Below are 24,409 nucleotides of genomic sequence, written 5' to 3'. Positions count from 1 at the left end.
TGCTCTATGGGCGCAATCTTGGAATCGACACCGCATGCTGTCACACCATATCCGGTGCCCAGACTCTCGATCCGGGCAAAGACCTATTCCCTTGCATGCCACATGGCGGAAGCCACCAAGGGTGAACCCCGTCCGGCAGTATTTCCAATTCATCCAGCGGACCGTATCGTCCGGTTCCGTAGGCTTTGCGATCGCTCTGTCTGGCACCAAACGAGAACTTCGGCGATAACCATGCGATGACGGCCCGCACGCTGGCTCAGCCTCACATACCGCTCCTGCTAATCGGCAGACAGGAACGGAACGAGACGGTTCATGATGCGATTATCGGAGTGTCAATCCCAGCCGAGAGCAGTAATCTTCATAGGCTCAGCATTTTCTATGCATAGAAAAAAGGCTACACTTGCAGCCATAGCCCATCACCATAAAGAACGCGAATGGTTCCCCTATTCAACAATGGCAACCCGGCCGCCATAGCTCCATGAAGGAGAGTTAGGCCCGAGGCTTTGCGTCCTTGCCTTTCGACAAGTTTGCCTTTCAAGTTTATATGAATCCGGTACGGTTGCTCTCTCCACGGCAGCGTCTCTCTCTGTATAGCGTCATGCTTCTATACCCATACTACGAATAAAAGGATAGCTATGAGCGTGAGCCGAAAATGCGAAAACTGTTGACTATGAACCGTCATGGATGGAATATCTATTCTTTGAACCTTTTATGTAAAACTCTTCAACGACGGCGGCCTCAAACAGCTGCTAACCCACGTTCCTTCTCCAGGGAATCCAAAAATACTGACCTTTCAGCAGGAGGAAGAACTGATCGGCATCAGCCGCAGCCGCAAGCCTTCTAGCAGTTCATCTGCGGGCCGGTCGATGCGTGAGATCCAGGAACTGCTGGTGGAGCATTTCCAGGTACATATGACGTGGACGGGCGTTCGGGATATGCTGCGCAGATTAGGTATTGCGTACACCTCTCGCGGTTATGTGCTCTATCGTACTGAATAGATCCTTCTCAAAATCTATTCAGCGTATCGGCAACAATTATTTGTCGATTGATTAACGCCACCCCCTAATAATACGGTGTGAAATCCGTCATTGCAACTCATTATATGTCTTTTTTTGTTGAAAAAGGGAATAAAGCGGATTAGATAAAGAAAATTAGGTTAATATATAAATTGAACTAATGAACTTAAAAATGGTTTCCATAGTTTCCTAATCTTAAGTTCAACTTATATAGCAAATCAGATGGAAATACGAAAAGAAACAATGCGAAGGGAGCATAGATTTCGGAACATAGATTTCTATCGTTAGAGTGCTAAGATTCAGTAATTAGCAACTTCAAGGTGAATAGAGGAAGGAGTATGGGAGTATAAAAGTGAACGTCGTATTGAATGACCGCCCTCATTGGGCGGCCATTCAATAAAAAAAGGAAAGCTTCGCGAATAGCGCGCTTTCCCGATCTCAATCCTCGTCGCTGCTCTAGTTATTTTTTATTCTCCGGTCGAACGTCTCCAGCATGTCTTTCGCAATCCGGTGGACCAGCTTTACATCCTCTGTTTCCCGCCCCTTCAACAGCTTCACGTGCAGTTCAAGGGTGCCGGCGATACCCAAACGCTCCACATCTACTCTTGCCATGTCAAATGAGAAGAACTGTTCGATGCTGACATCCAGCGCACGAATAATCCGTTCCAGCGAATCAAGCGAAATATTCAAGCTGCCGCGTTCAGCGCCACCGATATACGAAGCCTTCATTCCGCACTTCTCTCCCAGTTCCGCCTGCGTATAGCCACTCTGCTTGCGAAGTTCGCGAATCCGTACGCCTAAAAATATTTTCAAGTCCGACATGCCCGTCACCTCACAGTTAAAGCTTATAAAAAACTTCCGGGAAGCAAAATACCCATATTCATGCTTTTATTGTTTTTAAAATTCATAAATGTTATTATGTTCTATATGAAGTTATTTATGCTTTTTCGAGGTGATGATGTGAATGTCAAAATCCACAACGTTCAAGACGTCGTACTGTGCGACGAACGGAACGAGCATCTCTGGTACCAATTCAAAGGGCTATACATGCTCAACAAAGAACATATCGTCATGCTGCATCAAGAAGAAAGTCTGTACGGATTTGTCATCGTGGACAGCGCCCCTTACAGTTTTCTGCGGCCGCTGAGCCACGACCGATCACGGATGCTTCAGCATGAATATCCCGCCACCTTTGCCGCTCTCCAGCCATCCGTTATGAATTCAGATGTACTCCTTCGCCTGATCGCCTTTACGTATAATGAGGTCAGGACCAAATGCAACTACAGTATCTGCATCTCCTTCGCCTCCGACGATCATCCGCTGGATGCGTATTCCTTCTTCCTGCAGACAGGCGCGAATTATGTGCATTTCCTGACAGAGCAACAAGACCGCAATGGATAGATGCGGTCTTGCTGCTTCTGCTACCGAGAAGACAGCGCAGCCGGATTGCTGCCCAGCGGTTTTGGGATAGGTGGATATATTCAAATCTCGTAACCCTCATCTGTAAGCCCCCCAACCGGTTGTTCATGATATTCTCCACCCGGATCTGCGCACGTTGGCCGACGCTTCCGGATGTATAGGGGGGAGGTTCGCCACAGGATGGATGGTGCTGCGCGCTCCTCCCGTCGGCGGAAAAGTAACGAATCTATCTATCGCACGTTCCCGTTCCTCTTGTCATCGTTCGTGTCTCCTCAGTGTACCGGAGGCCGTTATCAGGCGTCAACACTGCTCCGCCGATGCGGAATTTCACTTCGTACGGCACTGCGACCAGGAAGCGATCCCCATCGTGGAGAACGCCGCTGATCGCGCCGCCGATCAGCGGGCCGAGCATGCCGCCGAGCTGGTTCACCGTCTGGTTCAGGCTGAATGCCCGGCCCCGGAATTCGCTGTCCGTCGCGCGGACGACGAGGCCGTTCAAGGCCGGAATACGGCGCAGAAGAAGATACCGTACACGAACCGGATACATGAGAACCACCAAATGTTGTGGAACGGAATCTGGGCGAACGTTCCGATGCCGCCGGCGAGCAGGCCAATCCGCAGGACGCGCTGGAATCCGACCCGGTCGGCCATCTTGCCCCAGCGCGGCGCGAAGATGATGAAAGATTACAGCCGAAGCAAGGTCGGATCGAAGGGTGGCACAAGTCCTTCTTCTGCCGCTCTTCTCAGAAGAGCATCCACGGCTGCGTATCCGTCCTCGCCCAAATTAGCGGTGAACTCGTTCACATAGAGCTTGATATGCGCTTGCGCCACCAGCGGATCCATCTCCTGTGCATGGTGCAGCACGTAAGACTGGGATGCCTCCGGATGTGCCCAGGCATATTTCACGGATGCGCGGGTCCATTCGGCGATGCGTCCGGCATCGAGGGTCCGCCGGGCAATGATCGCCCCGAGCGGGATCGGCAGGCCGGTATCGGCTTCCCACCAGCTTCCCATATCGGCCAGTAAGGTCAGCCCGTAAGACGGGTAGGTGAAGCGTGCTTCATGGATGACGAGTCCGGCGTCGATATGGCCATCGCGCACTGCCGGCATAATCTGATGGAACGGCATGACGACGATCTCCCCGATGCCGCCGGGCACATGCTTCGCTGCCCACAAGCGGAACAGCAGGTAGGCCGTCGAGCGCTCGCTCGGTACGGCCACCCGTCGGCCGCTGAGCTCCGCCGGATCGCTGCCGGCTTCCTTCGTCAATACGAGTGGGCCGCAGCCTCGGCCGAGCGCGCCGCCGCAAGGGAGCAGCGCATAATCGGACAATACCCAGGGAAGCGCAGCGTAGGAGATTTTAAGCACCCCCGGCCCTTGGCTGCTGGCGGCCAGGCCGTTCGTAATATCGATGTCCGCATAGGTTGCGTCCAGTTCCGGGGCTCCGGGAACAAGCCCGTGCACCCAGGCATGGAATACAAACGTATCGTTCGGACAAGGGGAAAAGACAATTTTCATCTTTACAGCACCTCCGGTAAGACTGAACAAGCGGCTTCCAATGTTTTCAGCGCCTCAGGGATGCGCCATGCCGTCCGGTCGCGCGGACCGACGGTGTTCGAGATAGACCGGATCTCGCATGCCGGCAAGCCGAACTGGCCGGCGGCCACAGCGACACCGTAGCCTTCCATCGCTTCGGCGGCGGCCCCGGGCACCCGCTGCGCGAGCATCGCCGCCGTCCCGACCGTGCCTGTCACCGTGGACAGGGTCAGCACGGGTCCGGTGCATGCCGATAACGGAATGGCCTGCAGCGCTTGGCAGATACGCCCGGCCATCCCGGCATCGACCGATAAATAGCCCGAGCCGAACCCAAGCTTGTCCACGCTGCAGAAGCCGTCGGGCGTCTCCGCCCCCAGGTCGGCCGCGATGATTGAGCTGGCGACCACGACGGATCCGACATCGGCCCGATCCGCGAAGCCGCCCGCAATGCCGACGCATACGGCGGTGCCATAATCACCGGCAGCCAGTTCCCGTGCGGTGCTCGCTGCAGCCGCCGCCGTGCCGACGCCACCGACGATCACGTTGAAGCGGGCGTCTCCGCCCATGCCGCGCAGGACGGCATCCCGCTCCGCGGGCACGGACGTTACGATGAGGATGCGACCTCCCGTTCCTGCTATCCCGGTACGGAGAAGGGTGGCATCCACCTTATCGTTATGATGTGAACTCATATCATTGACTCTCCTTATATGTAGTTCCAGCCGCAACGCTGTCCTACCTCCACGTTATCCGGTTCCCGGCCAGAAGTAAAGGGCAAGACAGGAGATGGATAGCAAACGGCAGTCCGAGCGTGTGGCACAATCACTTATGAAGCAAGCGGCCAGATAATGGAGGTCTGGTGCGCCGAGCATCGCGTTTGGCGAACGGGATGATTTACGGCGCCGAGCGATGGCTGAAGCCGATGATGGAGGAAATGGTCATTTATGACTATCAACGGACAAGAGGCGGCGGGCATCCGTGAAGCTTCCTTGCCAGCTTCAACGGCTATCTGCACGTAGATGGCTATGCCGGTTATCACAAGGTGAAGGATGTGACGCTGGTGGGTTGCTGGGCAAAGCAATTGCCTACAGCCTGAATCAGTGGGAGAAGCGGAGTACTTTTCTGAAAGACGGCATACTTGAGATCGATAACAAGCGAAGTGAACGTTCGACCAGCCAAAGAAAACGGGCTGCATCCGTTCCGGTATATCACGTATCTACATGCATCATACACTGGCCCCATTCTGACTGCTAGGTGGGGTCTATTTGTCGTTCACTTTGTTCCTGTGATGGTGTTAATCTGCTCATTATTTCCCGTTTTTCGTCGATTACGGAAGTAGGCTCCGATTGCTGTCATTGAGAGGAGGGATTAAGATGATTGGTTGCAAGCAGCTATCTTTGATGTTAGTCTAAATGATAGACACAGATTACACTGATAAAATGACGAATATCGGAGGACTGTGTCAAAACATCCCTGGCTTCTCGCCACAACTCCGACATGAAAATGGAGTTTGAACTGGTTTAAGCTACAGCGCAATGTTCCCCTACGGAGTAACAGTCGTGGACGGATACATTACGTAGCTCTGATCGGATACGTCCACTCCTTGCTGGTGAAGCTTCTGCATGACCTTGGACTCCCGTAAAGCCGCTGAGAATCTTCAAAATACTTCCTTGACTTGCTTTGTCCATTCCTTATGCTGGCCTCTCGCTGGCTTTCGGGACGCCCCCACCATTTGTAGTATCCGCTGCAAGATACTTTCAAAACTTTGCACAACTCCTCCAATCGGTGTTCGGAGCGGTATTCGTGGAAGAATAGATATTTACTGATGGTCTTTCGCGAAGAAGTGCATGGCCTTTTTTAGGATTTCATTTTCCTCTTGTAGAGCACGTATTTGTTTTTGTAATCCCCGCAACTGGTGACCTTCCAACTTGAATGCTTGATGCTGCACGATTTCCAAATTGACCGCCGAACTTCTTCATTCAGCCAAATTATTTTTACAGACATGCCCTTCTTTTGCTGTGAGAAGAAGTGAGCCGAAGCGGCGGTGACTTGCCGACACAGGCAAGGTGACGTAGTCCGTGGGAACGTGGCTTGCGGCGAAGCGGTTACGCCACTGTGTCTACTATTTTGATAGAGGTTCAGTTCAAAGACGAAAACGGTTCTCCAAAATATCGACTTAATAATAGAGCTAGGTCGGATGTTCCGAGAACGACCACAGCGTATGATCAATGTGGCCTATGGGGTAGACTCTTTCGATCCGATGCCGACTAAGGAAGCCTATCAAACGATGTTGCATTTTGGCTCGTATAACTATTCTGGTCTGAATGGTCATCCGAAAATCATAGAGGTGGCTATGGACGCTTTATAAAAATATGGTACAACTACAAGTGGTGTACGTTTACTAAACGGGACAACAGATTTACATGTGCAATTTGAAAAGCGGCTAGCTAGGTTCCTTGGTGTTGAGGATGCAGTCACCTATAGCAGTGGTTTTTCTGTAAACCTTGCAGAGATCTATAGTCCTTATCAATATCGCGAAGAGGAGGTTACCCGAGTACGGATTGCCCGTTTCGTGGACAAATGCCTTCATCAGCCTGAAGGAATGCTCATGCTTGTGTTCGTGGGTGAGGAGATTGCAGGGTATCTGTTGGCCGGGCAACGGCATAACGAAATCACCGATGCTCGCTATCCGCTGATTCATGCCTTGTGGGTCGATAAAAAATGGCGAGCGAAAAACGTTAGCTCCCTGTTGATGCGTGAAACGCGCCAAGTGTTCAAAGACCGCGGTTATCACCTGTTAGTCGCCCAAGTCAGCGAAACGAATGGCAAGATGAAAAGAGCAATGGTTCGCCTGTTTGGCTTTACACCAAACAGTGAGTTTCTGACTCTATCTCTGGTTGATTAAATGAAAAGAAGGAGAGAATTATGTGATTCTGTCAAACTATAAACGCTCCTTCACCCTCTTGATTGCAGGACAACTAATCTCAGTACTCGGCAATGGACTCAGCCGATTTACAATCATTTGGTGGCTGGACTCTGTTGGCTGTTTGCTGCGCAGCGAGTCACCATGGGGTGGTTGCTGGTGTACGCGGCACAGGCTTCTGTTTTGGGAGCGATAGTACAACCTGCCTTGATTGCTACTTGCTCGCACATGTGCCGGATTGAGAAGCAGGGCAATTTGGCGGGATTACAAGAAATGTTAAACGCGATTGTTTTGTGTACGAACGCAAAGGTCTGCGTATGCTGCTTTTGCTATTTTTGATCATCAATGTCGGTTGCGCAATCCAACCGGTATTGCCCTTGTTTGTCACGCGGGTGCTAAAGAAGGGATCGGAGGCATTCGCGCAACTGGAATTGGTCTTTGGGCTTGGTCTGATTATAGGTAGCATAGGTATGACGGTCATCGGGCGCATTCGCAACCAAGTGTTGGCAATTGTTGGAGGTCTGGTCGTGGGTGGCGTATTGGAGTTGACAATCGGCCTGCAACAAGAGCTCTGGATGACGTTGCTAATCGCGTTCCTTTTCGGGATAGTATTGCCTGTGATTAACGCATCGAGCACGGCAATCTGGCTTGAGAGTGTTCCGAACGCTTTACAGGGACGGGTGTTCAGCATTCGAGCGTCGGTTGCGCAAACAGGCATTCCGATTGGCTATTTGCTAAACGGATATTTGTCCGACCTCTATGGGCCCTCTTTTGTGTTCGTGGTTGGTGGTTTGCTGCTGATTCTAATTTCCCTCCTCGCTTTAGGAAGTGATTCGTTTCGTAACCTGAACCGACGATCAGCAACCATAGAGAAGGAGTACCACCAGCAAAAAGCAGATTTACAACGCTAAGGAGATTTCTCTTTGCTTTTCTTCGTCAGCAGCGGCTAATGTGTAAGTTGGTGTGGTGTAGCTCATGCCTATTCGGTGCATAAGTTTGGAGACGCCGCGAATCGAATAGGTATGCCGGAACTCACGAAGAATAATAGACGCAATGATTTCCAACGATAATCGTTTGTTTAAGTTGGGTTTGCTGGCCCTTGCTTAAATATTCTCATTCGACGTACAGGGGCGGAAAGTCCTTCTAAGAAGATCGTAAGTTCAACTTATATAGATTTTATATTGGACACAGAGAACCGAGAGTGCGACAATAGAAGTATTCCTCATCGAGATGTCAGACATGACGATACATAGAAGTCCTAACTCCACGAGATAGACCCCGAGTTCCAATCCATCTAGCGTTGCTTCCATACATGGATAAGACTCGTTTCCCTCCTTATGTATCTGCGCAAAAGCGAGGATTCTTCTAGACCGATTCCCAATATCCCCATACCTTGTATATAAGGTGTTTCAGATAGAATCCAGATTGGCAGGCTCTCCAATGATCTTTTTTGAATTTAAGGCAATATTTGAAAATAAAAAGAAGGAATTGGCTCTCTTTTTGTAGAATTATTGCGAAATGGCGCATATTGGGCGCATATTGGCGAAACCAAGAAAAACGTGTAGGGGTGTGCGATGAGAGTGCGAAAATATATAACTGTGTTCTTTTTATGCCTGGTGTTGTTCGGTTCACTTATGAACCCTGCCATCCTCCGAGCGGAGCCGGAGCCGCAGAGCATGAAGCTGCACGAATGGGAAATGCTGTGGGAGACGAGTCCAAGGACGTGAGAGGATATCGCTTCCGTACGGGAAGGCTGGGAGAAAATTGATATCCGGCAATCGATTCCGCCGCTGCCGGAGGGCGTGAACTCGGCATGGATTCGGATTCATCTGCCGGAATTGAATCCAGATCAACCTGCGCTGTATATTGGGAAGCTGTACGCAAATGCGGTGGATGTATGGGGACCCGACGGCAGAAGGCTATTCCATGATGCAAGGGACTACTATCACGACATTTATCATCTCTTTATCCCACTGGAGCCGGAATACCGTACGCTATATATTCACACCTCTGCCAACAAGGGGAGAATCGGGATACAAGTTCCCGTCGTTATTGGTGAATATGAACCGCTTCAAGTGACATATGTGAAGGAAGGGTTGACGGAAATCGTCATTGGCAGCAGCCTGATACTGATTGCTTTCATTATGTTTGTATGTGTCACTTTTCTGCGTGGCATCGATTTGCCAAGCTGGCTCGCATTGACTCTTGTTATCTTTTCCCTAGGTATAGTGACGATAACCTATTCTAAGTTCACCTATACGTTTTTCAGGGACTGGGGATATATAAGCGTAAGGCTTTTTGATCTCGCCATGATGGTATTGTTTCCTAGCTTGACCTATTTCTTTATGAAATTTTTGGGGAGCGGTCCTCATCAAATCATTTTTCGATTTTTTAAGTTCCAAGTTTCCTATTCGGCGATCTGGTTCCTTTTATTTGTATATTTTTTCGAAATCAAGAAGGATGATTCCCATCCAATTTATACTTTATTCTCAATAAAAATATTTAGTATTTATATGATTTTCCAATTTATTCTCCTGTTGATTTTCTCAATTGGCCACGCCATTCGGAAGAACAAGGATGCCATCTTGTTTACACTTGGTTTCAGCTTGTTTTCTATTATGGCTGTCGGTGAAGTCAGTTGGTACACGTTTATTTCGAGGGAATATGAACTGTATTTATGGAAGTGGGGCGTTGTCTGTTTTGTCGTCTGTCTCATTCATATCCTGGGACGAAGAATTGCAGAAAATCACCGCCGTGTTATTTTCTATGCGAAGGAACTGGAATTATTCAACGGTAAATTGCAGCAGTCAGAGAAGATGGAAATATTAAGCGAGCTGGCCGCCTCGGTCGCGCATGAAGTGAGGAATCCGCTGCAGGTGACGCGGGGATTTCTCCAACTGCTTGGCGGCAAGACGGGAACGACGGAACAGAAATATTTGGACCTCGCCTTGACCGAACTGGATCGAGCATCCGAAATTATTACCGATTTCTTGACGTTCGCGAAGCCGGAGCTGGATGAGATTCAAATCCTTGATATAGCTAATGAACTGAGGCATATCGAGGGCATTTTGATGCCGCTGGCGACGATGCAAGGAGGTACGATTGAGCTTGAAGCTGCTCCTACACTTCATATTCAAGGGAACTCATCCAAGTTCAAGCAAGCCTTTATTAATATGATTAAAAACGGGATTGAGGCGTTCACCGAGAAAGGACTGATTCGGATCGAGGCTTACGAGCGGGAAGGGCAGGTGATTATCCGGATTGAGGATAACGGCATCGGCATGGACGAGGAGGCGTTGAAGCGGCTTGGCGAGCCGTACTTCTCCAACAAGTCGAAGGGGACCGGGCTCGGGCTGATGGTTACTTTCCGCATTATTGAAGTGATGCAAGGGAAAATGCATTTTAAGAGCGAGAAGGGAGTAGGTACCGTCATTACTGTGTCTTTTCCTTCTGTCCCACAATAAATAAAAAAAAGAGGGCTTTCAGGAGAAGCTACTGAATAACTTGCGGTTTTTATGGAACACATCTAAGACGGCCGTTATCCCCTAATTATAGGAATAACGGCCGTCTGTTCGCTATCTAATTGTGCCTTGCTTTTTTTTCGATACGTCTGTAGTTGCTTGACCCCGCATTGCATCCTCGTCTTTCGAGATCCATATACTGCTCAAGGTCATCCGCTGCCGTTGCTTTGGGAAAATGGAGCGGTTCTTTGAATCGAATAATACAAGAAAAAAAGGTACGGCCTTCTCATTTGTCTTGAGTGGCTCTGTACCTTTTCTACATCAACGAACTTTTTATCGAAGGAACTTTTTCAGTGGCCTCCTGGCAGGAGCGCCTCTTCTTTCACTGCTTGATTCGCAGCTAAAAAAACAAATACTATAAATATCACCAAATGAACTTTCTTCCTGTTGAAGTGGTTTTCATAACCTTCGCCGGATTCGGCGGGATGACCAGCACGTATTGATCAACGGTCTCCTCTACCGTCGTCAATTGAATATGGTCAGGAAGAGAAATGCCCAATACTTCCTTAATGGCGGACTTCGGATCGGCAACCAGCTTTTCTTTGAACGTGGCGTCTTCCCAGGCTCGTTGTACAATTTGGTTCATATGTATTTGGTTAACAGACATTACACATACCCCTCCATATTATAGAATTAAAAGATATTAGGTAGACTATCATCGATAGACTCCCATCCACCAGTTCTAACTTGGGAAACTAGACAAAATAAATGAAAACCCTCCTGCTAGCAGCTTATTTTTTTTTTCATAGATGTACTCCGCTTCTTGTCTCAGACTATCGGCTATCGCCTGATGGAAGGCGAGCAGGTGCGGGGCGGCGACAGGCAGCCGCTGAAGCTGGGCATGGTTCTCTGCTGCAATATCAGCATATCCGCGCAAGGCGTCGGACACGGTGATGGCCTGGCGCACCTCGTCAGGCGTCAGCCAGGCGCCTGGGGGCCGGTTCGTCATGGCGCGTATCCAAGATAAAAGGCAATTGTAGCTCCCTTCCCGCAAATCTACCTCCCAGTCCTCTGCGTCATCGGACATTTGCAGCGTGACCAGTACCATCTCTACCGCGGCTGCGATGACCGGCAGCAGATACTCTGTGCGGCCAAGATAAGCGGCTCCGATGGCGGACAGCTTGACGGGCGACGCTTTGTGCCCAACCCTTACCCGGTCGTTCAAGAAGAAGTCATGCTCCCGCTCCATGCTGACGGCTTCAGCCCATTCTGCGGTGTATTGGTTGTAGTGATTCCAGAACGGCGTGGAGGCAGGGAACAATTGACGGTAAACCCGTTCATATTCGATGTAGAACAGCTGTCCCAGCGCCAACGGCTTATGCCATCCGCTCTGCTCAGAGCTGTCCATGACATCATCCAGCAAGCAATAGTGGAGCATCATGAAGACGCCCGCCAGCCCCAAGCGGCGGCAATCGCTTCGCTCTACTCCGGTTGCCTCCTGCAGCCAGAACGGAAGCAAATTGCAGACATAGCTATTGGAGTCGCCCAGCAGAGAGTTGGACTTGTCCAAATAGCGCAGGCCCATCTCCTGCAATGGGTCCGGGAACGATGAGATAAGACGCGCCGCCTCTGCGAACACCACCTCCAAATCCTCCTTGTACTCGTCGAACCATTCCATATTCCTTTCCCCCTAGATTGAAATCACACTTTCTCCTGGATTAGCTGCGACAAAATTCCTGTATTTCTTACTATTTCTATTATAAAATATTCCAATCGTCGTAGCAATAGGAAAATCAGCATGTCGAAAAGATCCGATTACGCAAAAAAGCCGCCCCCTGACGATTCGTCTAAGAAGCGGCTTCAATCGGTGCAGCTTAGGCCTGTGCCTCGTACACATACTGCGTAAATTTCTGATAATCACTCTGACGGCATTCCAGCGTCAGCTTCGTCCCCAGTTCCTCGTATGCGGTCGCGAGGACGTTCGCATGCTCATTCAAGTAGGACACATGCTGTCCCTGATCATACGGTATGAGCATTTCGCATGTCACATAATCCTTGAACACATGGGCGCGAATGGCGGCGAGCAGTTCATCGATGCCTTGCTTGCGCTTGGCGGCCATATAGATACTCGAATTCTGCGATTCGGGAATGACGCCTTCCTTCAGGTCAATTTTGTTGTACGCATAGATCATCGGGATCTCTTCAATCCCGATCGCCTTCAGCGTCTCGTTCGTGATGCGGATTTGCTGCTCATACTCCGGATTGGAGAAGTCGACGACATGGACCAGCAGGTCCGCCTCTTTCACTTCCTCCAGCGTCGAGCGGAACGCCTTGACGAGATGATGCGGCAGCTTGCTGACGAAGCCGACCGTATCGGTCAGCAAGAACGCCTTGTTGTCCTCCAGCTCAATGCTGCGGACGGACGTATCCAGCGTGGCGAAGAGCATATCCTGCTCGAAGACGAATTTGTCCTTCGAGTCGGTGAACTGCTCCACCAGCGTGTTCATTACCGTCGACTTGCCCGCGTTCGTGTAACCGACGAGCGATACGACCGGAAGCTCGGTTTTCTTCCGCCTCTTCCGCTGGGTCTGGCGGTGAGCGACGAGTGCCTCCAGCTCCTTGTTCAGAGCGGTAATCCGCTCCTCAATCCGGCGGCGATCCAGCTCCAGCTTTTTCTCCCCTGTCCCTTTGTTCTTCGTGCCGACCCCGCCGCTCTGGCGGCCCAGCGATTCGCGGAGCCCGACCAGACGAGGAAGCATGTATTGCAGCTCCGCTACTTCCACCTGAAGCTGTGCCTCCTTCGTCTTGGCCCGCTCACCGAAAATATCGAGGATCAGGAGCGTGCGATCGACGACCTTGCAGTCGAGATCCTTCTCCAGGTTGCGGAGCTGCGAAGGAGAGAGCTCATCATTGAAAATGACGATGTTCGCCTCATGCTGATTCAGCATTATCGTCACCTCCTGCAGCTTGCCCGTGCCGATATAATGCGAGGTGTTGACCTTGTTCAGGTTCTGCGTCACGACGCCGACAACCTCCGCGCCGCAGGCCGCGGCCAGATTCGCCAGCTCCTCCATCGAGTAATCGAAGTCCGGATGATGATTCAGATTTACGCCGGCCAGCACCGCTTTTTGCGGCTGTATCGTAAGTTGTTCCATATCTTATTCCTCCGTTGCCGCACCCAAGTCCCGCTTGCGTACGGATCATCATTATTGTGTATCACGACCAATACAAAAAAACACAGGCATGTCGCCTGTGCGTCGAGTCATCGGAAGACGGCCCCGCGATGGAGCCGCTTAGCGCAGATAGCGCAGTGAATCCCTGCATATAAGCATCCCCTCAAGTCACGGTCACCCTGCAAGCCTTCTATCCCGCCAATATTCAAATAAGAGCACAGGCCGATCGCGGCCGGCAGGCTTCCGTTAGCAGGCGGGCGTATGAGTTCGCCGAAAAAGAAGCGGCTTCATCAAGCGCTTCGTTCTTGGCAGGTGCATCATATAGGCACAACAAAAGAGGCAGGCATCGTCCCTCCCTCTACTGTCACGCAACATATTAGGGTTCCTCTGAGCAACCAAGGCAGGCCATTCCCGATCACTCTGCATACAGGCAGAGTAAATGAGCACTATTCAGTTAGTGTCACATACGTTCAATCGGATTCTTCCCAAGCGGAAGATGACTGCCATGTCAATCATCGGTGACCCTCCGTTCTTTTAAAGTTATCCTTATCCTAACACAGGTTCATTCCAAGAGCAAGAACGGGTAGGGAACTTTGCCGAAAGTGGCTTTCTTCACCCTCGCGGCTGCCTGTTCCCTTCACGATGTCTTCCTGTACGTGTATCACCACGAACTCGGCGCGCGCCAGCGGCTACAACGGCCGGAACTTGCCGTCCACATCCTCCTTGACGATGCCAAGGCCGCCAATTGCTGAATGGCATCCTGCGCCCAGGCCACCGGGGCGAGATCCGGGAAGACCGGAACGACCGGTTCAACCGGCGCCATCGGCGGCGTCATAGACGGCGCTGATAGGTAACGTCCGTGATAGTTCGATAGGTCATGTCCGTGACCGTAATCGCCGCCGACCTTATCGCTCGCGCTTCAAGCCTGCCGCGGTCATCGACGCTTACCACTTCCGGCCGGCTGCTGGCGAAGCTGGCGCCCACCACCATTTCCACCGGCGCATCACATTCCGCATAGATCGCATACGCCTTCAATGCGCCGGTCGCCGACCGCACCATCTTCTGCGGGCCGGACACTCAATCCTCTCGAGCTGAGGCGGTCACGTTCAGCGTCACCCGGATCGGGGGCGCATCGCCGGATTGGGTCGTAATCATGGCCGTTCCGACGCCGACGACTGTAATCGAATCATACGTCGCCCACGTCACGGTAACGATACTTTCGTCGCTGCTGGTTAGTTGGACACCGCTCTCGATCATCTGGGGAACCGTACTTCCGCTGCGCGTCTCAACGACTTGAACCGCCTGACTGCTCCCGACCTGTATCTGTGGCGGCAATCCGATACGCTGCCGATGTACCCGGTTGGCCGATAAAGTCATAGCTCAGCTTCACCGCATGATGACCCTAATAAACTCTATCTGCTGCATCAATGGAGAGCCCTTTATTTCTAGCAAAAAACGCTTCCAAAAGAATGCTTTCCCTATTCCTTCGGTTTCAATTTTGCGAAGTAAGCACGCTTATTTTCGCCTTGACAGATCTCGCATTCTTTCATATCATTAACTCGAATAACAAATAACGGCACTTGCGATGGAAGCACCCGCAAGAATGGGCTTAACGGCCCTTCTTGCAGGTGCTTTTTTTCTTTTTCCGCGTGGGGGCCGGATATTTTAGGAAATGATGAAGAGAGGATGAGACGATGATGAAGAAACAACCGGGCGCGATCTTGGCAGCGCTCCTCATTGCACTCGCATGCCTGCTGGCCAGTCCGGCGGCGCTCCACGCGCGATCAGCAGAGTTGTCCGCCACCGCCAAGGCGGCCTTCGACAAGATGGTGGCGGCCGCAGACCGGCCGCAGGCGGATGAGCTGACTCATCTCTACCGGGATCTGCTTCAGCTGGAGACGTTAGAGCGAGAATGGAAGGAGAATACGACACGCCTGCACTGCAACAATGCGGAGGCGCTGGCCCGGATCCGGCAGCAGCTCAAGCAGCTGCACGAGGATACGCTGAAGCGCCTCGATTCGCAAGTACAAGAGGCGAAGAAGAAGTATCAATCGCTGTTCGAAGCCTACAGTGCCTTGAACAAGCAGATCTCGGCCGTGAAGCCGTGGAAGAACAAGCAGTTGAACGCGGAGCTCCGCCTGCAGCACACCGGCATGAAGCCGCTCGTCCGGATCGCGCGGGAGGACATCCGCAGCCGCCAAGCCACGCTGAAGTCGGCCAAGCAAGCCCGCACCGACGCCGTCAAGCGCATTCGGCATACGCTCTCCGCCATCAATACGGTCAAGGTCCAGATCAAGCAAGCGAAGAGTGCCGCCGGTACCTACAAGAGCCGCCTCGCTGCGGCCCGGAGCACGTTGACACAAGCCGCGAGGAAGGGCGACGCCAACGCCAGCCAGAAGGCGCTCACCGCGATGACAGCCTCCTCCCGCCAGCGGAATGAACGAAGACGCCAAGTCTTCCAGTTGGAGCAAAAGATCGGAGACATCATTCAGAAGGCGACGACGCAATTGGCGCCTTGAGAAGGCTCCCGCCGACAGGAAGCGGAGGCCTTCCTCTTCCTGGCCAGCGCAGCAAACCTTTAGCGCTAAAAAGCCGCCGAACCCGCGAGGATTCGGCGGTGGATCCCGGAATGAATTACAGACCGGCAAAAAGATGAGTCCGAGTGGCGCCGGCGATAGATTGAAATATAGCGAACGGAGTCTGCGAGGAATGGAAGAGATACCATAACGGAAAATAGTGCGCTTCAATCGAAGCGCACGTTTAGAACACTCTCTTCATTAAACCGAATAAGGAATCGCCGCGGCGGTTGCGAATGGCCACAGTGAATTGGAGCCTGCCTAACAGTTACCGGACGGGTAATGCTTATACGGTATTTGCGGCTTCGGTTGGAAGCGCGAATAAGGATCTTGGTCGCACCACACGTAACGGGGCTTGCAGCAGCACGGATCGGAGTAGCAGCAGCATGGATCGGGTCTGCATGGGTCGCATTCGTGGTGATGCGGATGATGTGGCCTCGGCTTACATTTCTCACATTTACATCCGTCATGGTGATGCGGCTTCGGCTTACATTTCTCGCATGTGCATTCGTCATGATGATGCGACTTCGGCTTACATTTCTCGCATGTGCATTCGTCATGATGATGCGACTTCGGCTTACATTTCTCGCATGTGCATTCGTCATGGTGATGCCGCTTGCTCCTATGATGATGAGACTTGCCGGTACAGCCCGGCATATACATCGATTCTTTTTCGCCGCTGCACGTTTTCCATTTTACTTTCACGACCCGACCCCATTCGATATTGTTCAACCATTGCATGAACACATCCTGAGTAATGGAGTCATACTTTTGGGTCAAATCGAATTTCAGCTTTTTTCCGCAGCCATATTTAACTTGGAATTCAGCCAGATCAAGCTCCCGAATAGCACACATTACTTTTTCATAACCGCTTTTTATCAACATCCCTCATCCTTTCCCTTCCCTGCTTTCTGCCGAAGACGATAAGAAATCATGACCCGTGACAACAAAAATGAAGAGACCTGACAGGAGAAGCGCATAGTGGGAATGATAGGCGAAATCTAGTATTGGAGGGTCATCTATTCGGCTGATGCTATAAAATATGCTTGTTTTTCCTGTTCGGTAATAGGTAGATTTTATGTATAATAAGCCCTAATTTCGAACAAGTATGCCAAAAACCCCATGCCTCGCATGATGCATGCGGAAAGAGCGGGACAGCGGACGACCGAACTGCCTTCGTGGCGCCCACTCCGCACCTTATGGACGCAAGGACCCAAGCAACCCCGGAACCGGTTCCTAATCTTCGTGAATCTCCTCCTCCGAAACCTGATCCTTCACAACACCGATCAATTGGACATCCGCCCCACCTCCGGTTACAAGTCGGCTCGCGACTAAGCCCTTCCCCAATGTCAGATTGGCTCAATCTGGAAGATCGGTGGAGTGCATTTTTCCAGATCGGCAGCGATTTCCGCAGCATGTTTGTGTGGCGGTGCAGCCGCATCTTCGGCTTGCAGGCGTCCAGATTGTGATTGATAAGCGTCTGCGATGAAGAGCAGACTGTACATGACGCTCTCGGACGGCAAGTACTCTTCATTAAACAAAGCCCCGCCTTGTGCCGTTCTTGATTCCGTATCTATCCTGATACGAGTGACGACCTCTGTTGACATTCGGACAAAATCGGAAAAATCATCATCTGGCACCAGAATCGCATGACTTTTTAGTTGATCTTGGAGCAACTCATTGCATGGCAATACGTTCAACAATCGCTCCAGGAAAGCCCCAAAAGGCGCCTCATCCCTGTCCTCAACCGTAACAGTGTAAACATATTCCTCCAACATAACGGTATTTTTGTCGTTGTCTTTCAGCACTAATTGGCTTCCCTTTGCAACGAGGGGACAAGGCGTTAGCGTACAGCGCTGCGCCAATTCGCTGATCCCCGCCAATTCCATATCATCGACAAAATGGCGGATCACCATCGGACAGGTCACGAAGGCGAACACCCCTTTGGCCGAACGTACCGGAAAAAACAACAGGCGGGCGTCCGAGAAGGCGACAGCCGACGCAAACCTATTTTCCGTATCCTCTGAACCAAAAATGTGATCAACCGTGCTTTGCTCGGCGTTATGCTTGGCAACACATCTCAGGCTTCCTTTTAGACTGGATGATTCGATCTTGGGAAAACCGGTATGGCCTTCTCTCTGAATGGGCAGATCCACGACACTTAACTCGCTGCCTCCGCCGGCATGCATGGAAGTCAACACGTTCAGAAACATTGCTTTCTTTACTTTGTACACGTTATCATGCCTCCTTATTCTTCTCCAATTCTTCCAATCAGACTGTATCCGAAGCCTCTGTCGCAATAACGCAACCGAGCCCAATTATTGTAGTCAAACCCTAAGCTTTCTCGATAATCACTGATACATTTTTGATGAAACAGCTTGTTCGCGTCCGCGAAGGTTCCATCTATAATTTGAAAACAATAAACGCTCCCCGCCGGAACCGCATAGCGCATTTCCCGCGGCTTCGACCTGCACTTGCCGTTGTCCCGGAAGGTTCCGAAGCCGCCAACGGGCACATATCGGCCGACAGCCGCGCTAATCAGCCGTACCCGGATCCGGTGTTTTTTATAAGCGAACCACCCTTCCATCGTCGCGGAATCCATCCACCAAGGCAGCCATCCCTGTTTGAAAATAGCCGGCGTAGCCAAGTAGAGCTTGAACAGATTTCCGGTATCCGCAACCGGGGGAAGAGAAGAACGCTGTTCTATCGGATATAGACTTGCCGTTTTCGATTCGCCGCCTATTTTAAGAACCATCGGTTGGTTTATCGACAGGCCTTCGGTCTCCACAACGAGACTGCATTTGCGATTCTCTTGGCCTACGGGCCGTACCTTGTGAATGGAATACCATCTCCGGTCACGAGCTGCGCCTGACGCATGATCGATCTGAATTCCGATATGGCGTTCATCGTGGATGTAATCGGCAAGAGACTGGCAGGCGCAATTGAATGCATTCCCTTTCAGATAAGCTTGCAGTTCGCTCTCTACGATATATCCTCCGCCCCGAGGCTCCATTTCCTTCGATAGGCTCGATTGGTCCGTCGACAGACACCATTTCAAAGGAGCGCTGCCAATCGGCGCTGGAGTCAGATGCAGAAGCTTCAACCTGTTACGCTCCAATACGACACTGTCCAACGGCCTTGGGAACAAGAACCGATTCCCCGCCATTAATCCGCTAAAGCCGATCTTGATTCGCCTCGCTGCATCCTGATCGCTATTCTCGAGGGACTGCTTCCCTTTGCGCAAAGCTCCCGCATATACGGATGGCAAAGGAGGGAATACGCTCGATGAAGCATGATTCAGCCCTGCGTCAAAGGGGGAGCCGTTTCTGAAGAACAGGGTATCTACCGCATCGACTGCATAGAACATGTGTCAACCTCCCGTGATAGAAATGCTACCATTTGCAACACCGGGACAAAGCGGGAAATCTCGGCTCCGAATACCTGATACAGTGCATAAAATCGTTCCGTATGCCGATCGCGCTCATCCCGTTCCATGGCCGGATTGGCACGCTGTACGCTTGCCGAATGAGCACGCGAACGACAGAATCCAAATTATGCTCATCCTTGTCTGCCAACCGGGCGAGCGTTCTGGACAGATTATGTATGAACGCCTTCGAATACTGCCTGTTTTTTAAAGCGACCACCGCATTTTGCAAAACTTGCAGGTGCTCCCCCTTCTCGCCAAACTTATTTTTCATCGTTACATATTCTCCACTGCGCTTCATTAGTTCTATCGCAAACGCATTCTTGTCGTCAATCTCTTTGGCCAGCGATTCCAGTTCCCCTGTTCGGGCAAGAACGGTCTGGAGCGGCTGCATGAGATGGGCAATGACAATTCCCGCCGAAAAAGTTAAAGGCTTAGAGTGGCCCAAGGGAGCCCTTACCTGAAGAGAAAACTCCTCGCGCAACTTCAAAAGCGCGGGGAACAACGTATCCAGAGGAAGGAATCCTAAAAAATCTTCGCCGCCTGCATAGATGCATATACCGTTATGTTCGGCAATGATCGCCCTGACATTGGAGGCAAAATGACTGATATTCTGACTCAACTGCCGATGATTGCTCATATCCGCATAAGTTTGATACAAGCTGCCCATGCCGTCGCCGTCAAATTTAACGAGAGCATAGTAGGGACTGATCCAGTACCGATGACATGTTCAATTGATATCCTTTTAGCGCCGCCTTCTCCCCTGCCTCAGGTTCATTCAACAGATGCAGCATTCGCTTAACAAACACAATGGCCGAAAGTCCTTCCCCCGGGTTAAGCGCATACATGCAAGCCGGAACGCGGGACACGTCCACCGCATGATCCGGCACAACATAGTTGGGGAATTTGCCTTCTCTTGTTCTCTTGACAAAAACGGGATTGTATTCCGGGTAAATCGCGCATTTCCGGCCGTAAAACTCGTTGCTTTGCGTAAATCCGCGCAATCTTTTGATGCTGTTAATGTTCTGGATCAGTTGCTTGTAGGATGATTCGTACCGTTCAAGCGGTGCAAACACCCAGTAAACCTCCAAAAACCGTTCTACTTGCTCGATAGCCCAGCGGTTCGGCGTCACACCTGATCTGCGAAAAACAGCCTTGCAAATCTGTATGAAATGATCCTGGACGTACCGGGCGAGCGTTCGTCCGAGCTTCTCTTGCTCCGCTGGCCCATAGCCCTTCACCACAGCGACAAGCCGATTCGGGATATTGGTATCCTTGTATCGGGAGGGAAACATGATTTCCACGTCTTCGCTCTGCCTGTCTAGCTCCTCTATCGCCCCGGATAACAGATAAGAGAGCAGAAAGCTTCCCGCATACAAATCCCTTGTTTTTCTGGAATGTTCAATAAATGATTTTACCGGCCCAATCGTGAACAAAAACAATGCGGCACTCAATATTTTCCCCCCTCGATAAATGAGATGAATGTATCTCGCTCTGCATAATCGGTATAAGAGAAAGGGCTATCCATTCCTTATACTCCTCGATATCGGTGTCATCCCCTGTTCGGATCATAAGCTGGAAGGTTGTGTCATGTGGGAAACAGGAGCAGGAGTCTTTGTGCGCTACAGTTTTTCTATGTAACATAAGTTGTTGGCAAGTCTCGCCCCCAACCGGGACCGATGGGGACTTGAACTGCAGCCGAACCGGAGAAGCATTTTTTTCTGCGTCGCCAAAATATTCTGACTCCAATCTATACAATGCCTTCGTATCCGGCTCGATGCTGGCTATTCTGAATATGTAACGCATAAGTCCCTTCAATGCTGAAGGACGCAACTCTGCTTCTGCACGTTGATTTCCCAAGCTGAACATGGGACTGATGATCGTGCAGTTCAAAGTGCACTTGTTCATGGAGCAGACTCCCCATTGCATGCCTTGGTGTCCGTCCCTGTCCCTGTGTTCTTGTTAAACAAGTCCACATACGCTTTGTGAGGAAACAGCATTGGATTATTGATCAGCATCAGAAGCTGGTTGATCTGGAAGTTGAACGACAACAACGAGACTTCCTGTTGCGTAACGGTCAAGACCCGATATTCATTCAGGGAATAGTCCGTTTTCCGCTCCGTTTCACTCGAACCGCTCTCCAACCCTTTTCCTTTATTAACCAAATGATCTTCCACTTCGGGATCATTATGATTCAATGAATTGAACCATCCTTTTAAAGTGTCTATCTTGTCATTACGATGGATCGAGATGCGGCAATGCTCCTTATCGGCACGCAAGGCAAAATCGAATAGCCCAGCATTTTTAGGCTGCTCTTCGCCCAGGTAACAAAAAACAAACAGCGGTCTTGTTCCCGTTTGGGTTGAGGGGTGACTTACATTTTCGGTGGCTATATAGCTATGCATTCTCGCAATGGCATTGCGCGACGTTTTCAGTTTGGTAATGCTTTTCTTCCATTTTTCCAATTTCTCAAAGGCAGACGATAAACTTTTGCACTCAACCGCCACCGCTACAGCTTCAATAGGGATAAACTTCAATCTCCCCTTGCGAAAAATATAGGGAGTATAGGTTTCATCAAATACGGCAAGATCGACCTCATTCGACACTTGTCCAGACGAGTCAATAATAAACACCGACTGTTCAGCAACAAATTTCCGGGGGACAATCTGCTGAAAAAACTCCTTCCATATCTCCTCGCGAAAGCCCCCAATTGAACTTCCATGCTGATGCTTGAAATACAATTGACTCACCATGGATCGCTCGGTTTCGATATAGTTGTGAATAATGTCGTTTATCGTTTTTGTATCCGGTTCAAGTGTACAGCGTGCTAATTCAGTCATAGCATCCCCTCCAAAATTAGTACTGGAATTTGCTCATTAGAGCACGCTTAGAATAATACCATATTGTGGATGCATATAGTTACTTCTGTCGAAATTTTAATTTTTTTACTTCATTCTCACGGCTTGAAATAGGCAAAAAAGCCTTGCCGTAGCTGGGCAAAGCTGGGATCTTGAACGCACAAACTATGATGACAATATTGTTATCTCTGACCCGGTTGCCGATCTATGCAGATTCAGAGATTTGATAAGTTCTCATACGATTAGAAGTCGATAAGATGACAAGCGTTTATGTTTCTTTCAATCCACGCATCCACGTAGGATGCGACAAAGAATGAAATCCAGCAAACGAAGTTCCTCCTCATTTCAATCCACGCATCCACGTAGGATGCGACAATTTGGCAAACGCGTAAGGTGGAGTACTCGGAATTTCAATCCACGCATCCACGTAGGATGCGACGTTTGCGGGTCAGGGTATGATGATTGATTCAATATTTCAATCCACGCATCCACGTAGGATGCGACGAAAAAACGCTGGCTACTCCCGGGAGCATACAGAATTTCAATCCACGCATCCACGTAGGATGCGACTAATTATCGCTACCAACATGTCCTCTGTATACGATTTCAATCCACGCATCCACGTAGGATGCGACTCGTACTCGAATCGGTAGTATCCGTAGCTCTCCGGATTTCAATCCACGCATCCACGTAGGATGCGACGAGAAACTCTATGAATTTTGAGCAAATGATGTTATATTTCAATCCACGCATCCACGTAGGATGCGACCATGTGCACCCAGCCGTAGACGCACCCCATGTCATTTCAATCCACGCATCCACGTAGGATGCGACTATAGCTATCAGCATATACACGATTTGATTGCTGGTATTTCAATCCACGCATCCACGTAGGATGCGACGTGAGCGGGTGGGACAAAAAAGAACTGACGGTTATTTCAATCCACGCATCCACGTAGGATGCGACAGCGAAAATTTACACAAAATGTAAATATAAACGCGATATTGACTGAAAACATCAATAAACATGAGCAAAGAAACCAAAATAAGTGATAACAATTCAATGTAACTTAACTAAACTGGATATTTTTTCAATATTAATGGTGCGAATCTCCCCGGGATTTCATGTGCGCTACACATTCGCACCTGCAGTTGAGCATAATCATTTCCCGCACAATCGCTTCACTCTCTCGGTATGCTACTCTTCTTCCACGGGGGCACATATCCATTCCATTTCTTAGTATATCACGGGCAAATCGGTTACGGTACTTATTGACAGTCTGGCTGAACATAATTCGGATAGAATCGGTTCATGCCGTATGCAGAACCAGTGCAGTTCCACCACTTGCTGCAATGGGTAAACTTTGCAGACTTTGAGGACAGGCAATGCATCAATAACACCAAGAATCCATTCGGATTCTACAGGCCATTGGGAGGCAGTCGGAAATTGCTGGTACCCGCCCGATATATGGTTCGTTCTCAAAAAGCGTTCATTAAAAATATTCGGCAGTAATACGATCCTACGTTAAAGCCTGGAGGCAAAAATGTTGCAACGGGTCGGCAAAAACGTAAACCCGGGTGAGCCGCATGGCCGTAATTTCGGGCGTATCGCCTTGCGGGCCTCATGCATGCTCCCTATCGCGAATTCGGGAGCGCATCAGGCGAAGGTTCATAGACTTGCTCGAAAAAACGGCTGGCGCCCGGATGCATCAAATCGTAGTAGTTCTGGAACAATTGATCCGCACCCTTGCCCAGCCATATATCCGGCAGCAGCTCTTCGGGGAAGTCGGGATCAATGAACAGGAACTTCCGGTACTGGTAGACCAGCTTGGTCTTTTCCACGAAGCAATTGCCGTCGGGCATGGCTTCCCCCTGCTCCGTCATCGCCAGCAATCTCTCATAGCTTGGACGGTATGCCTCAACGAACTTCCACGTGACGACTCCCCATAGCTAAAGCTAGGGGCTTCTCAGATCATCGAGATTCGTAACCTCATCTCTCCCTGATGGCTCCGTCCGAGCCAATATA

General features: G+C 50.5%; 25 protein-coding genes, 2 pseudogenes, 1 CRISPR repeat array and 1 riboswitch. Of the genes and pseudogenes, 9 read left to right on the top strand and 18 right to left on the bottom strand.

Annotated features, from left to right (window positions below; genetic code table 11):
• Nucleotides 1–452 precede the first annotated feature (452 nt).
• A riboswitch (cyclic di-GMP riboswitch) is annotated at nt 453–542 on the bottom strand.
• Nucleotides 543–866: 324 nt separating this feature from the next.
• A complete protein-coding gene (locus PPOP_RS23800; RefSeq protein ID WP_006284545.1) occupies nt 867–998 on the top strand; it encodes a hypothetical protein in 132 nt (43 codons plus the stop codon).
• Nucleotides 999–1,472: 474 nt separating this feature from the next.
• Here the strand turns inward: PPOP_RS23800 and PPOP_RS02915 are convergent, their stop codons facing one another.
• Nucleotides 1,473–1,838 (bottom strand): helix-turn-helix domain-containing protein, encoded by a 366-nt coding sequence (locus PPOP_RS02915; RefSeq protein WP_042227209.1) that lies wholly within the window; start codon nt 1,836–1,838, stop codon nt 1,473–1,475.
• Between the two features lie 138 nt (nt 1,839–1,976).
• On the opposite strand from PPOP_RS02915, the gene PPOP_RS02910 reads away from it, so the two are divergent.
• On the top strand, nt 1,977–2,417 hold the full coding sequence (locus tag PPOP_RS02910; RefSeq protein ID WP_006284543.1) for a hypothetical protein: 441 nt from the start codon (nt 1,977–1,979) through the stop codon (nt 2,415–2,417).
• A 244-nt stretch (nt 2,418–2,661) separates the two neighbouring features.
• On the opposite strand, the pseudogene PPOP_RS19940 reads toward PPOP_RS02910, so the two are convergent.
• The 3 genes and pseudogenes from PPOP_RS19940 to PPOP_RS02895 form a co-directional block, all read right to left on the bottom strand.
• Nucleotides 2,662–3,113: pseudogene (locus tag PPOP_RS19940) on the bottom strand (MFS transporter); the annotation flags it as partial.
• Nucleotides 3,114–3,119: 6 nt separating this feature from the next.
• The gene (locus tag PPOP_RS02900; protein WP_006284540.1) at nt 3,120–3,953 is read right to left on the bottom strand and encodes a 1,4-dihydroxy-6-naphtoate synthase; all 834 of its coding nucleotides are present in this window, start codon (nt 3,951–3,953) and stop codon (nt 3,120–3,122) included.
• A gap of 2 nt (nt 3,954–3,955) precedes the next feature.
• Nucleotides 3,956–4,660 carry a futalosine hydrolase gene (locus PPOP_RS02895; protein WP_093470962.1) on the bottom strand — a complete coding sequence of 235 codons (705 nt, stop codon included), beginning with the start codon at nt 4,658–4,660 and terminating at the stop codon, nt 3,956–3,958.
• Between the two features lie 242 nt (nt 4,661–4,902).
• On the opposite strand from PPOP_RS02895, the pseudogene PPOP_RS25715 reads away from it, so the two are divergent.
• From PPOP_RS25715 to PPOP_RS02880, 4 genes and pseudogenes are all read left to right on the top strand, one after another.
• Nucleotides 4,903–5,043: pseudogene (locus PPOP_RS25715) on the top strand (IS66 family transposase); the annotation flags it as partial.
• Nucleotides 5,034–5,222: an IS66 family transposase gene (locus PPOP_RS25710; RefSeq protein WP_422730611.1), complete on the top strand. Its 189-nt coding sequence runs from the start codon at nt 5,034–5,036 to the stop codon at nt 5,220–5,222. The pseudogene PPOP_RS25715 and the gene PPOP_RS25710, both read left to right, overlap by 10 nt.
• A gap of 1,171 nt (nt 5,223–6,393) precedes the next feature.
• Complete coding sequence (locus PPOP_RS19930) at nt 6,394–6,873, top strand: GNAT family N-acetyltransferase (RefSeq protein WP_006284536.1); 480 nt, start codon at nt 6,394–6,396, stop codon at nt 6,871–6,873.
• Between the two features lie 311 nt (nt 6,874–7,184).
• On the top strand, nt 7,185–7,802 hold the full coding sequence (locus tag PPOP_RS02880) for an MFS transporter (protein ID WP_006284535.1): 618 nt from the start codon (nt 7,185–7,187) through the stop codon (nt 7,800–7,802).
• On the opposite strand, the gene PPOP_RS19925 is transcribed toward PPOP_RS02880, so the two are convergent.
• Nucleotides 7,791–7,955, bottom strand: coding sequence for a helix-turn-helix domain-containing protein (locus PPOP_RS19925; protein ID WP_093470961.1), 165 nt, complete (start codon nt 7,953–7,955; stop codon nt 7,791–7,793). The two genes, PPOP_RS02880 and PPOP_RS19925, sit on opposite strands and share 12 nt — an antisense overlap.
• 510 nt (nt 7,956–8,465) lie before the next feature.
• On the opposite strand from PPOP_RS19925, the gene PPOP_RS23795 reads away from it, so the two are divergent.
• The gene (locus PPOP_RS23795) at nt 8,466–8,618 is read left to right on the top strand and encodes a hypothetical protein (RefSeq protein WP_234399655.1); all 153 of its coding nucleotides are present in this window, start codon (nt 8,466–8,468) and stop codon (nt 8,616–8,618) included.
• 75 nt (nt 8,619–8,693) lie between these two features.
• Nucleotides 8,694–10,355, top strand: a complete 1,662-nt coding sequence (locus tag PPOP_RS02875; RefSeq protein WP_234399654.1) for a sensor histidine kinase — start codon at nt 8,694–8,696, stop codon at nt 10,353–10,355.
• Between the two features lie 421 nt (nt 10,356–10,776).
• On the opposite strand, the gene PPOP_RS02870 is transcribed toward PPOP_RS02875, so the two are convergent.
• The 5 genes from PPOP_RS02870 to PPOP_RS02850 form a co-directional block, all read right to left on the bottom strand.
• Nucleotides 10,777–11,019 carry an NHLP leader peptide family RiPP precursor gene (locus PPOP_RS02870; RefSeq protein WP_006284531.1) on the bottom strand — a complete coding sequence of 81 codons (243 nt, stop codon included), beginning with the start codon at nt 11,017–11,019 and terminating at the stop codon, nt 10,777–10,779.
• Nucleotides 11,020–11,094: 75 nt separating this feature from the next.
• Nucleotides 11,095–12,030 (bottom strand): hypothetical protein, encoded by a 936-nt coding sequence (locus PPOP_RS02865; RefSeq protein ID WP_006284530.1) that lies wholly within the window; start codon nt 12,028–12,030, stop codon nt 11,095–11,097.
• A 196-nt stretch (nt 12,031–12,226) separates the two neighbouring features.
• Nucleotides 12,227–13,507 (bottom strand): GTPase HflX, encoded by a 1,281-nt coding sequence (gene hflX / locus PPOP_RS02860; protein ID WP_042227197.1) that lies wholly within the window; start codon nt 13,505–13,507, stop codon nt 12,227–12,229.
• An 849-nt stretch (nt 13,508–14,356) separates the two neighbouring features.
• Nucleotides 14,357–14,584 (bottom strand): hypothetical protein, encoded by a 228-nt coding sequence (locus PPOP_RS02855; protein WP_148277813.1) that lies wholly within the window; start codon nt 14,582–14,584, stop codon nt 14,357–14,359.
• 18 nt (nt 14,585–14,602) lie between these two features.
• Nucleotides 14,603–14,902, bottom strand: coding sequence for a hypothetical protein (locus PPOP_RS02850; protein ID WP_042227196.1), 300 nt, complete (start codon nt 14,900–14,902; stop codon nt 14,603–14,605).
• A gap of 317 nt (nt 14,903–15,219) precedes the next feature.
• Between PPOP_RS02850 and PPOP_RS02845 the strand changes: the two genes are divergently transcribed.
• The gene (locus PPOP_RS02845; RefSeq protein WP_006284526.1) at nt 15,220–16,044 is read left to right on the top strand and encodes a hypothetical protein; all 825 of its coding nucleotides are present in this window, start codon (nt 15,220–15,222) and stop codon (nt 16,042–16,044) included.
• Nucleotides 16,045–16,362: 318 nt separating this feature from the next.
• On the opposite strand, the gene PPOP_RS21615 is transcribed toward PPOP_RS02845, so the two are convergent.
• The 8 genes from PPOP_RS21615 to PPOP_RS02805 all read right to left on the bottom strand — a co-directional run bounded on the left by PPOP_RS21615 (nt 16,363) and on the right by PPOP_RS02805 (nt 24,267).
• Nucleotides 16,363–16,986 carry a hypothetical protein gene (locus PPOP_RS21615; protein ID WP_159101804.1) on the bottom strand — a complete coding sequence of 208 codons (624 nt, stop codon included), beginning with the start codon at nt 16,984–16,986 and terminating at the stop codon, nt 16,363–16,365.
• A gap of 464 nt (nt 16,987–17,450) precedes the next feature.
• Complete coding sequence (gene cmr4 / locus PPOP_RS02835; RefSeq protein WP_006284525.1) at nt 17,451–18,314, bottom strand: type III-B CRISPR module RAMP protein Cmr4; 864 nt, start codon at nt 18,312–18,314, stop codon at nt 17,451–17,453.
• Nucleotides 18,315–18,349: 35 nt separating this feature from the next.
• A complete protein-coding gene (locus tag PPOP_RS02830) occupies nt 18,350–19,468 on the bottom strand; it encodes a type III-B CRISPR module-associated Cmr3 family protein (RefSeq protein WP_042227192.1) in 1,119 nt (372 codons plus the stop codon).
• A 25-nt stretch (nt 19,469–19,493) separates the two neighbouring features.
• Nucleotides 19,494–20,186: a Cas10/Cmr2 second palm domain-containing protein gene (locus PPOP_RS02825; RefSeq protein WP_234399653.1), complete on the bottom strand. Its 693-nt coding sequence runs from the start codon at nt 20,184–20,186 to the stop codon at nt 19,494–19,496.
• A gap of 25 nt (nt 20,187–20,211) precedes the next feature.
• The gene (locus PPOP_RS02820) at nt 20,212–20,979 is read right to left on the bottom strand and encodes a type III-B CRISPR-associated protein Cas10/Cmr2 (protein ID WP_199898933.1); all 768 of its coding nucleotides are present in this window, start codon (nt 20,977–20,979) and stop codon (nt 20,212–20,214) included.
• Nucleotides 20,927–21,433, bottom strand: coding sequence for a type III-B CRISPR module RAMP protein Cmr1 (cmr1, locus tag PPOP_RS25705; protein ID WP_042227189.1), 507 nt, complete (start codon nt 21,431–21,433; stop codon nt 20,927–20,929). The genes PPOP_RS02820 and cmr1 overlap by 53 nt, the downstream gene beginning before the upstream one ends.
• Nucleotides 21,430–22,365: a DUF6602 domain-containing protein gene (locus PPOP_RS02810; protein WP_006284522.1), complete on the bottom strand. Its 936-nt coding sequence runs from the start codon at nt 22,363–22,365 to the stop codon at nt 21,430–21,432. The genes cmr1 and PPOP_RS02810 overlap by 4 nt, the downstream gene beginning before the upstream one ends.
• A 294-nt stretch (nt 22,366–22,659) precedes the next feature.
• A CRISPR array of direct repeats spans nt 22,660–23,350; the repeat unit is 32 nt; unit sequence ATTTCAATCCACGCATCCACGTAGGATGCGAC.
• Nucleotides 23,351–24,018: 668 nt separating this feature from the next.
• Nucleotides 24,019–24,267, bottom strand: coding sequence for a PaaX family transcriptional regulator C-terminal domain-containing protein (locus PPOP_RS02805; RefSeq protein WP_042227187.1), 249 nt, complete (start codon nt 24,265–24,267; stop codon nt 24,019–24,021).
• Between the last annotated feature and the right edge of the window lie 142 nt (nt 24,268–24,409).

The organism is Paenibacillus popilliae ATCC 14706 (assembly GCF_000315235.1).
In the GTDB taxonomy this organism is placed as follows: Bacteria; Bacillota; Bacilli; order Paenibacillales; family Paenibacillaceae; genus Paenibacillus_B; species Paenibacillus_B popilliae.
Note: the sequence above shows the minus strand (reverse complement) of the source record. Positions and strands in the feature narration are given on the sequence as shown.

Coding starts and splice junctions, on each gene's coding strand:
- PPOP_RS23800 (WP_006284545.1), top strand. CDS start 867: ATGCGTGAGATCCAGGAACTGCTGGTGGAGCATTTCCAGGTACATATG.
- PPOP_RS02915 (WP_042227209.1), bottom strand. CDS start 1,838: ATGTCGGACTTGAAAATATTTTTAGGCGTACGGATTCGCGAACTTCGC.
- PPOP_RS02900 (WP_006284540.1), bottom strand. CDS start 3,953: ATGAAAATTGTCTTTTCCCCTTGTCCGAACGATACGTTTGTATTCCAT.
- PPOP_RS02895 (WP_093470962.1), bottom strand. CDS start 4,660: ATGAGTTCACATCATAACGATAAGGTGGATGCCACCCTTCTCCGTACC.
- PPOP_RS23795 (WP_234399655.1), top strand. CDS start 8,466: ATGAGAGTGCGAAAATATATAACTGTGTTCTTTTTATGCCTGGTGTTG.
- PPOP_RS02870 (WP_006284531.1), bottom strand. CDS start 11,019: ATGTCTGTTAACCAAATACATATGAACCAAATTGTACAACGAGCCTGG.
- PPOP_RS02865 (WP_006284530.1), bottom strand. CDS start 12,030: ATGGAATGGTTCGACGAGTACAAGGAGGATTTGGAGGTGGTGTTCGCA.
- hflX (WP_042227197.1), bottom strand. CDS start 13,507: ATGGAACAACTTACGATACAGCCGCAAAAAGCGGTGCTGGCCGGCGTA.
- PPOP_RS02855 (WP_148277813.1), bottom strand. CDS start 14,584: ATGGTGCGGTCGGCGACCGGCGCATTGAAGGCGTATGCGATCTATGCG.
- PPOP_RS02850 (WP_042227196.1), bottom strand. CDS start 14,902: ATGACTTTATCGGCCAACCGGGTACATCGGCAGCGTATCGGATTGCCG.
- PPOP_RS02845 (WP_006284526.1), top strand. CDS start 15,220: ATGATGAAGAAACAACCGGGCGCGATCTTGGCAGCGCTCCTCATTGCA.
- PPOP_RS21615 (WP_159101804.1), bottom strand. CDS start 16,986: ATGTTGATAAAAAGCGGTTATGAAAAAGTAATGTGTGCTATTCGGGAG.
- cmr4 (WP_006284525.1), bottom strand. CDS start 18,314: ATGTTTCTGAACGTGTTGACTTCCATGCATGCCGGCGGAGGCAGCGAG.
- PPOP_RS02830 (WP_042227192.1), bottom strand. CDS start 19,468: ATGTTCTATGCAGTCGATGCGGTAGATACCCTGTTCTTCAGAAACGGC.
- cmr1 (WP_042227189.1), bottom strand. CDS start 21,433: ATGAACAAGTGCACTTTGAACTGCACGATCATCAGTCCCATGTTCAGC.
- PPOP_RS02810 (WP_006284522.1), bottom strand. CDS start 22,365: ATGACTGAATTAGCACGCTGTACACTTGAACCGGATACAAAAACGATA.
- PPOP_RS02805 (WP_042227187.1), bottom strand. CDS start 24,267: ATGACGGAGCAGGGGGAAGCCATGCCCGACGGCAATTGCTTCGTGGAA.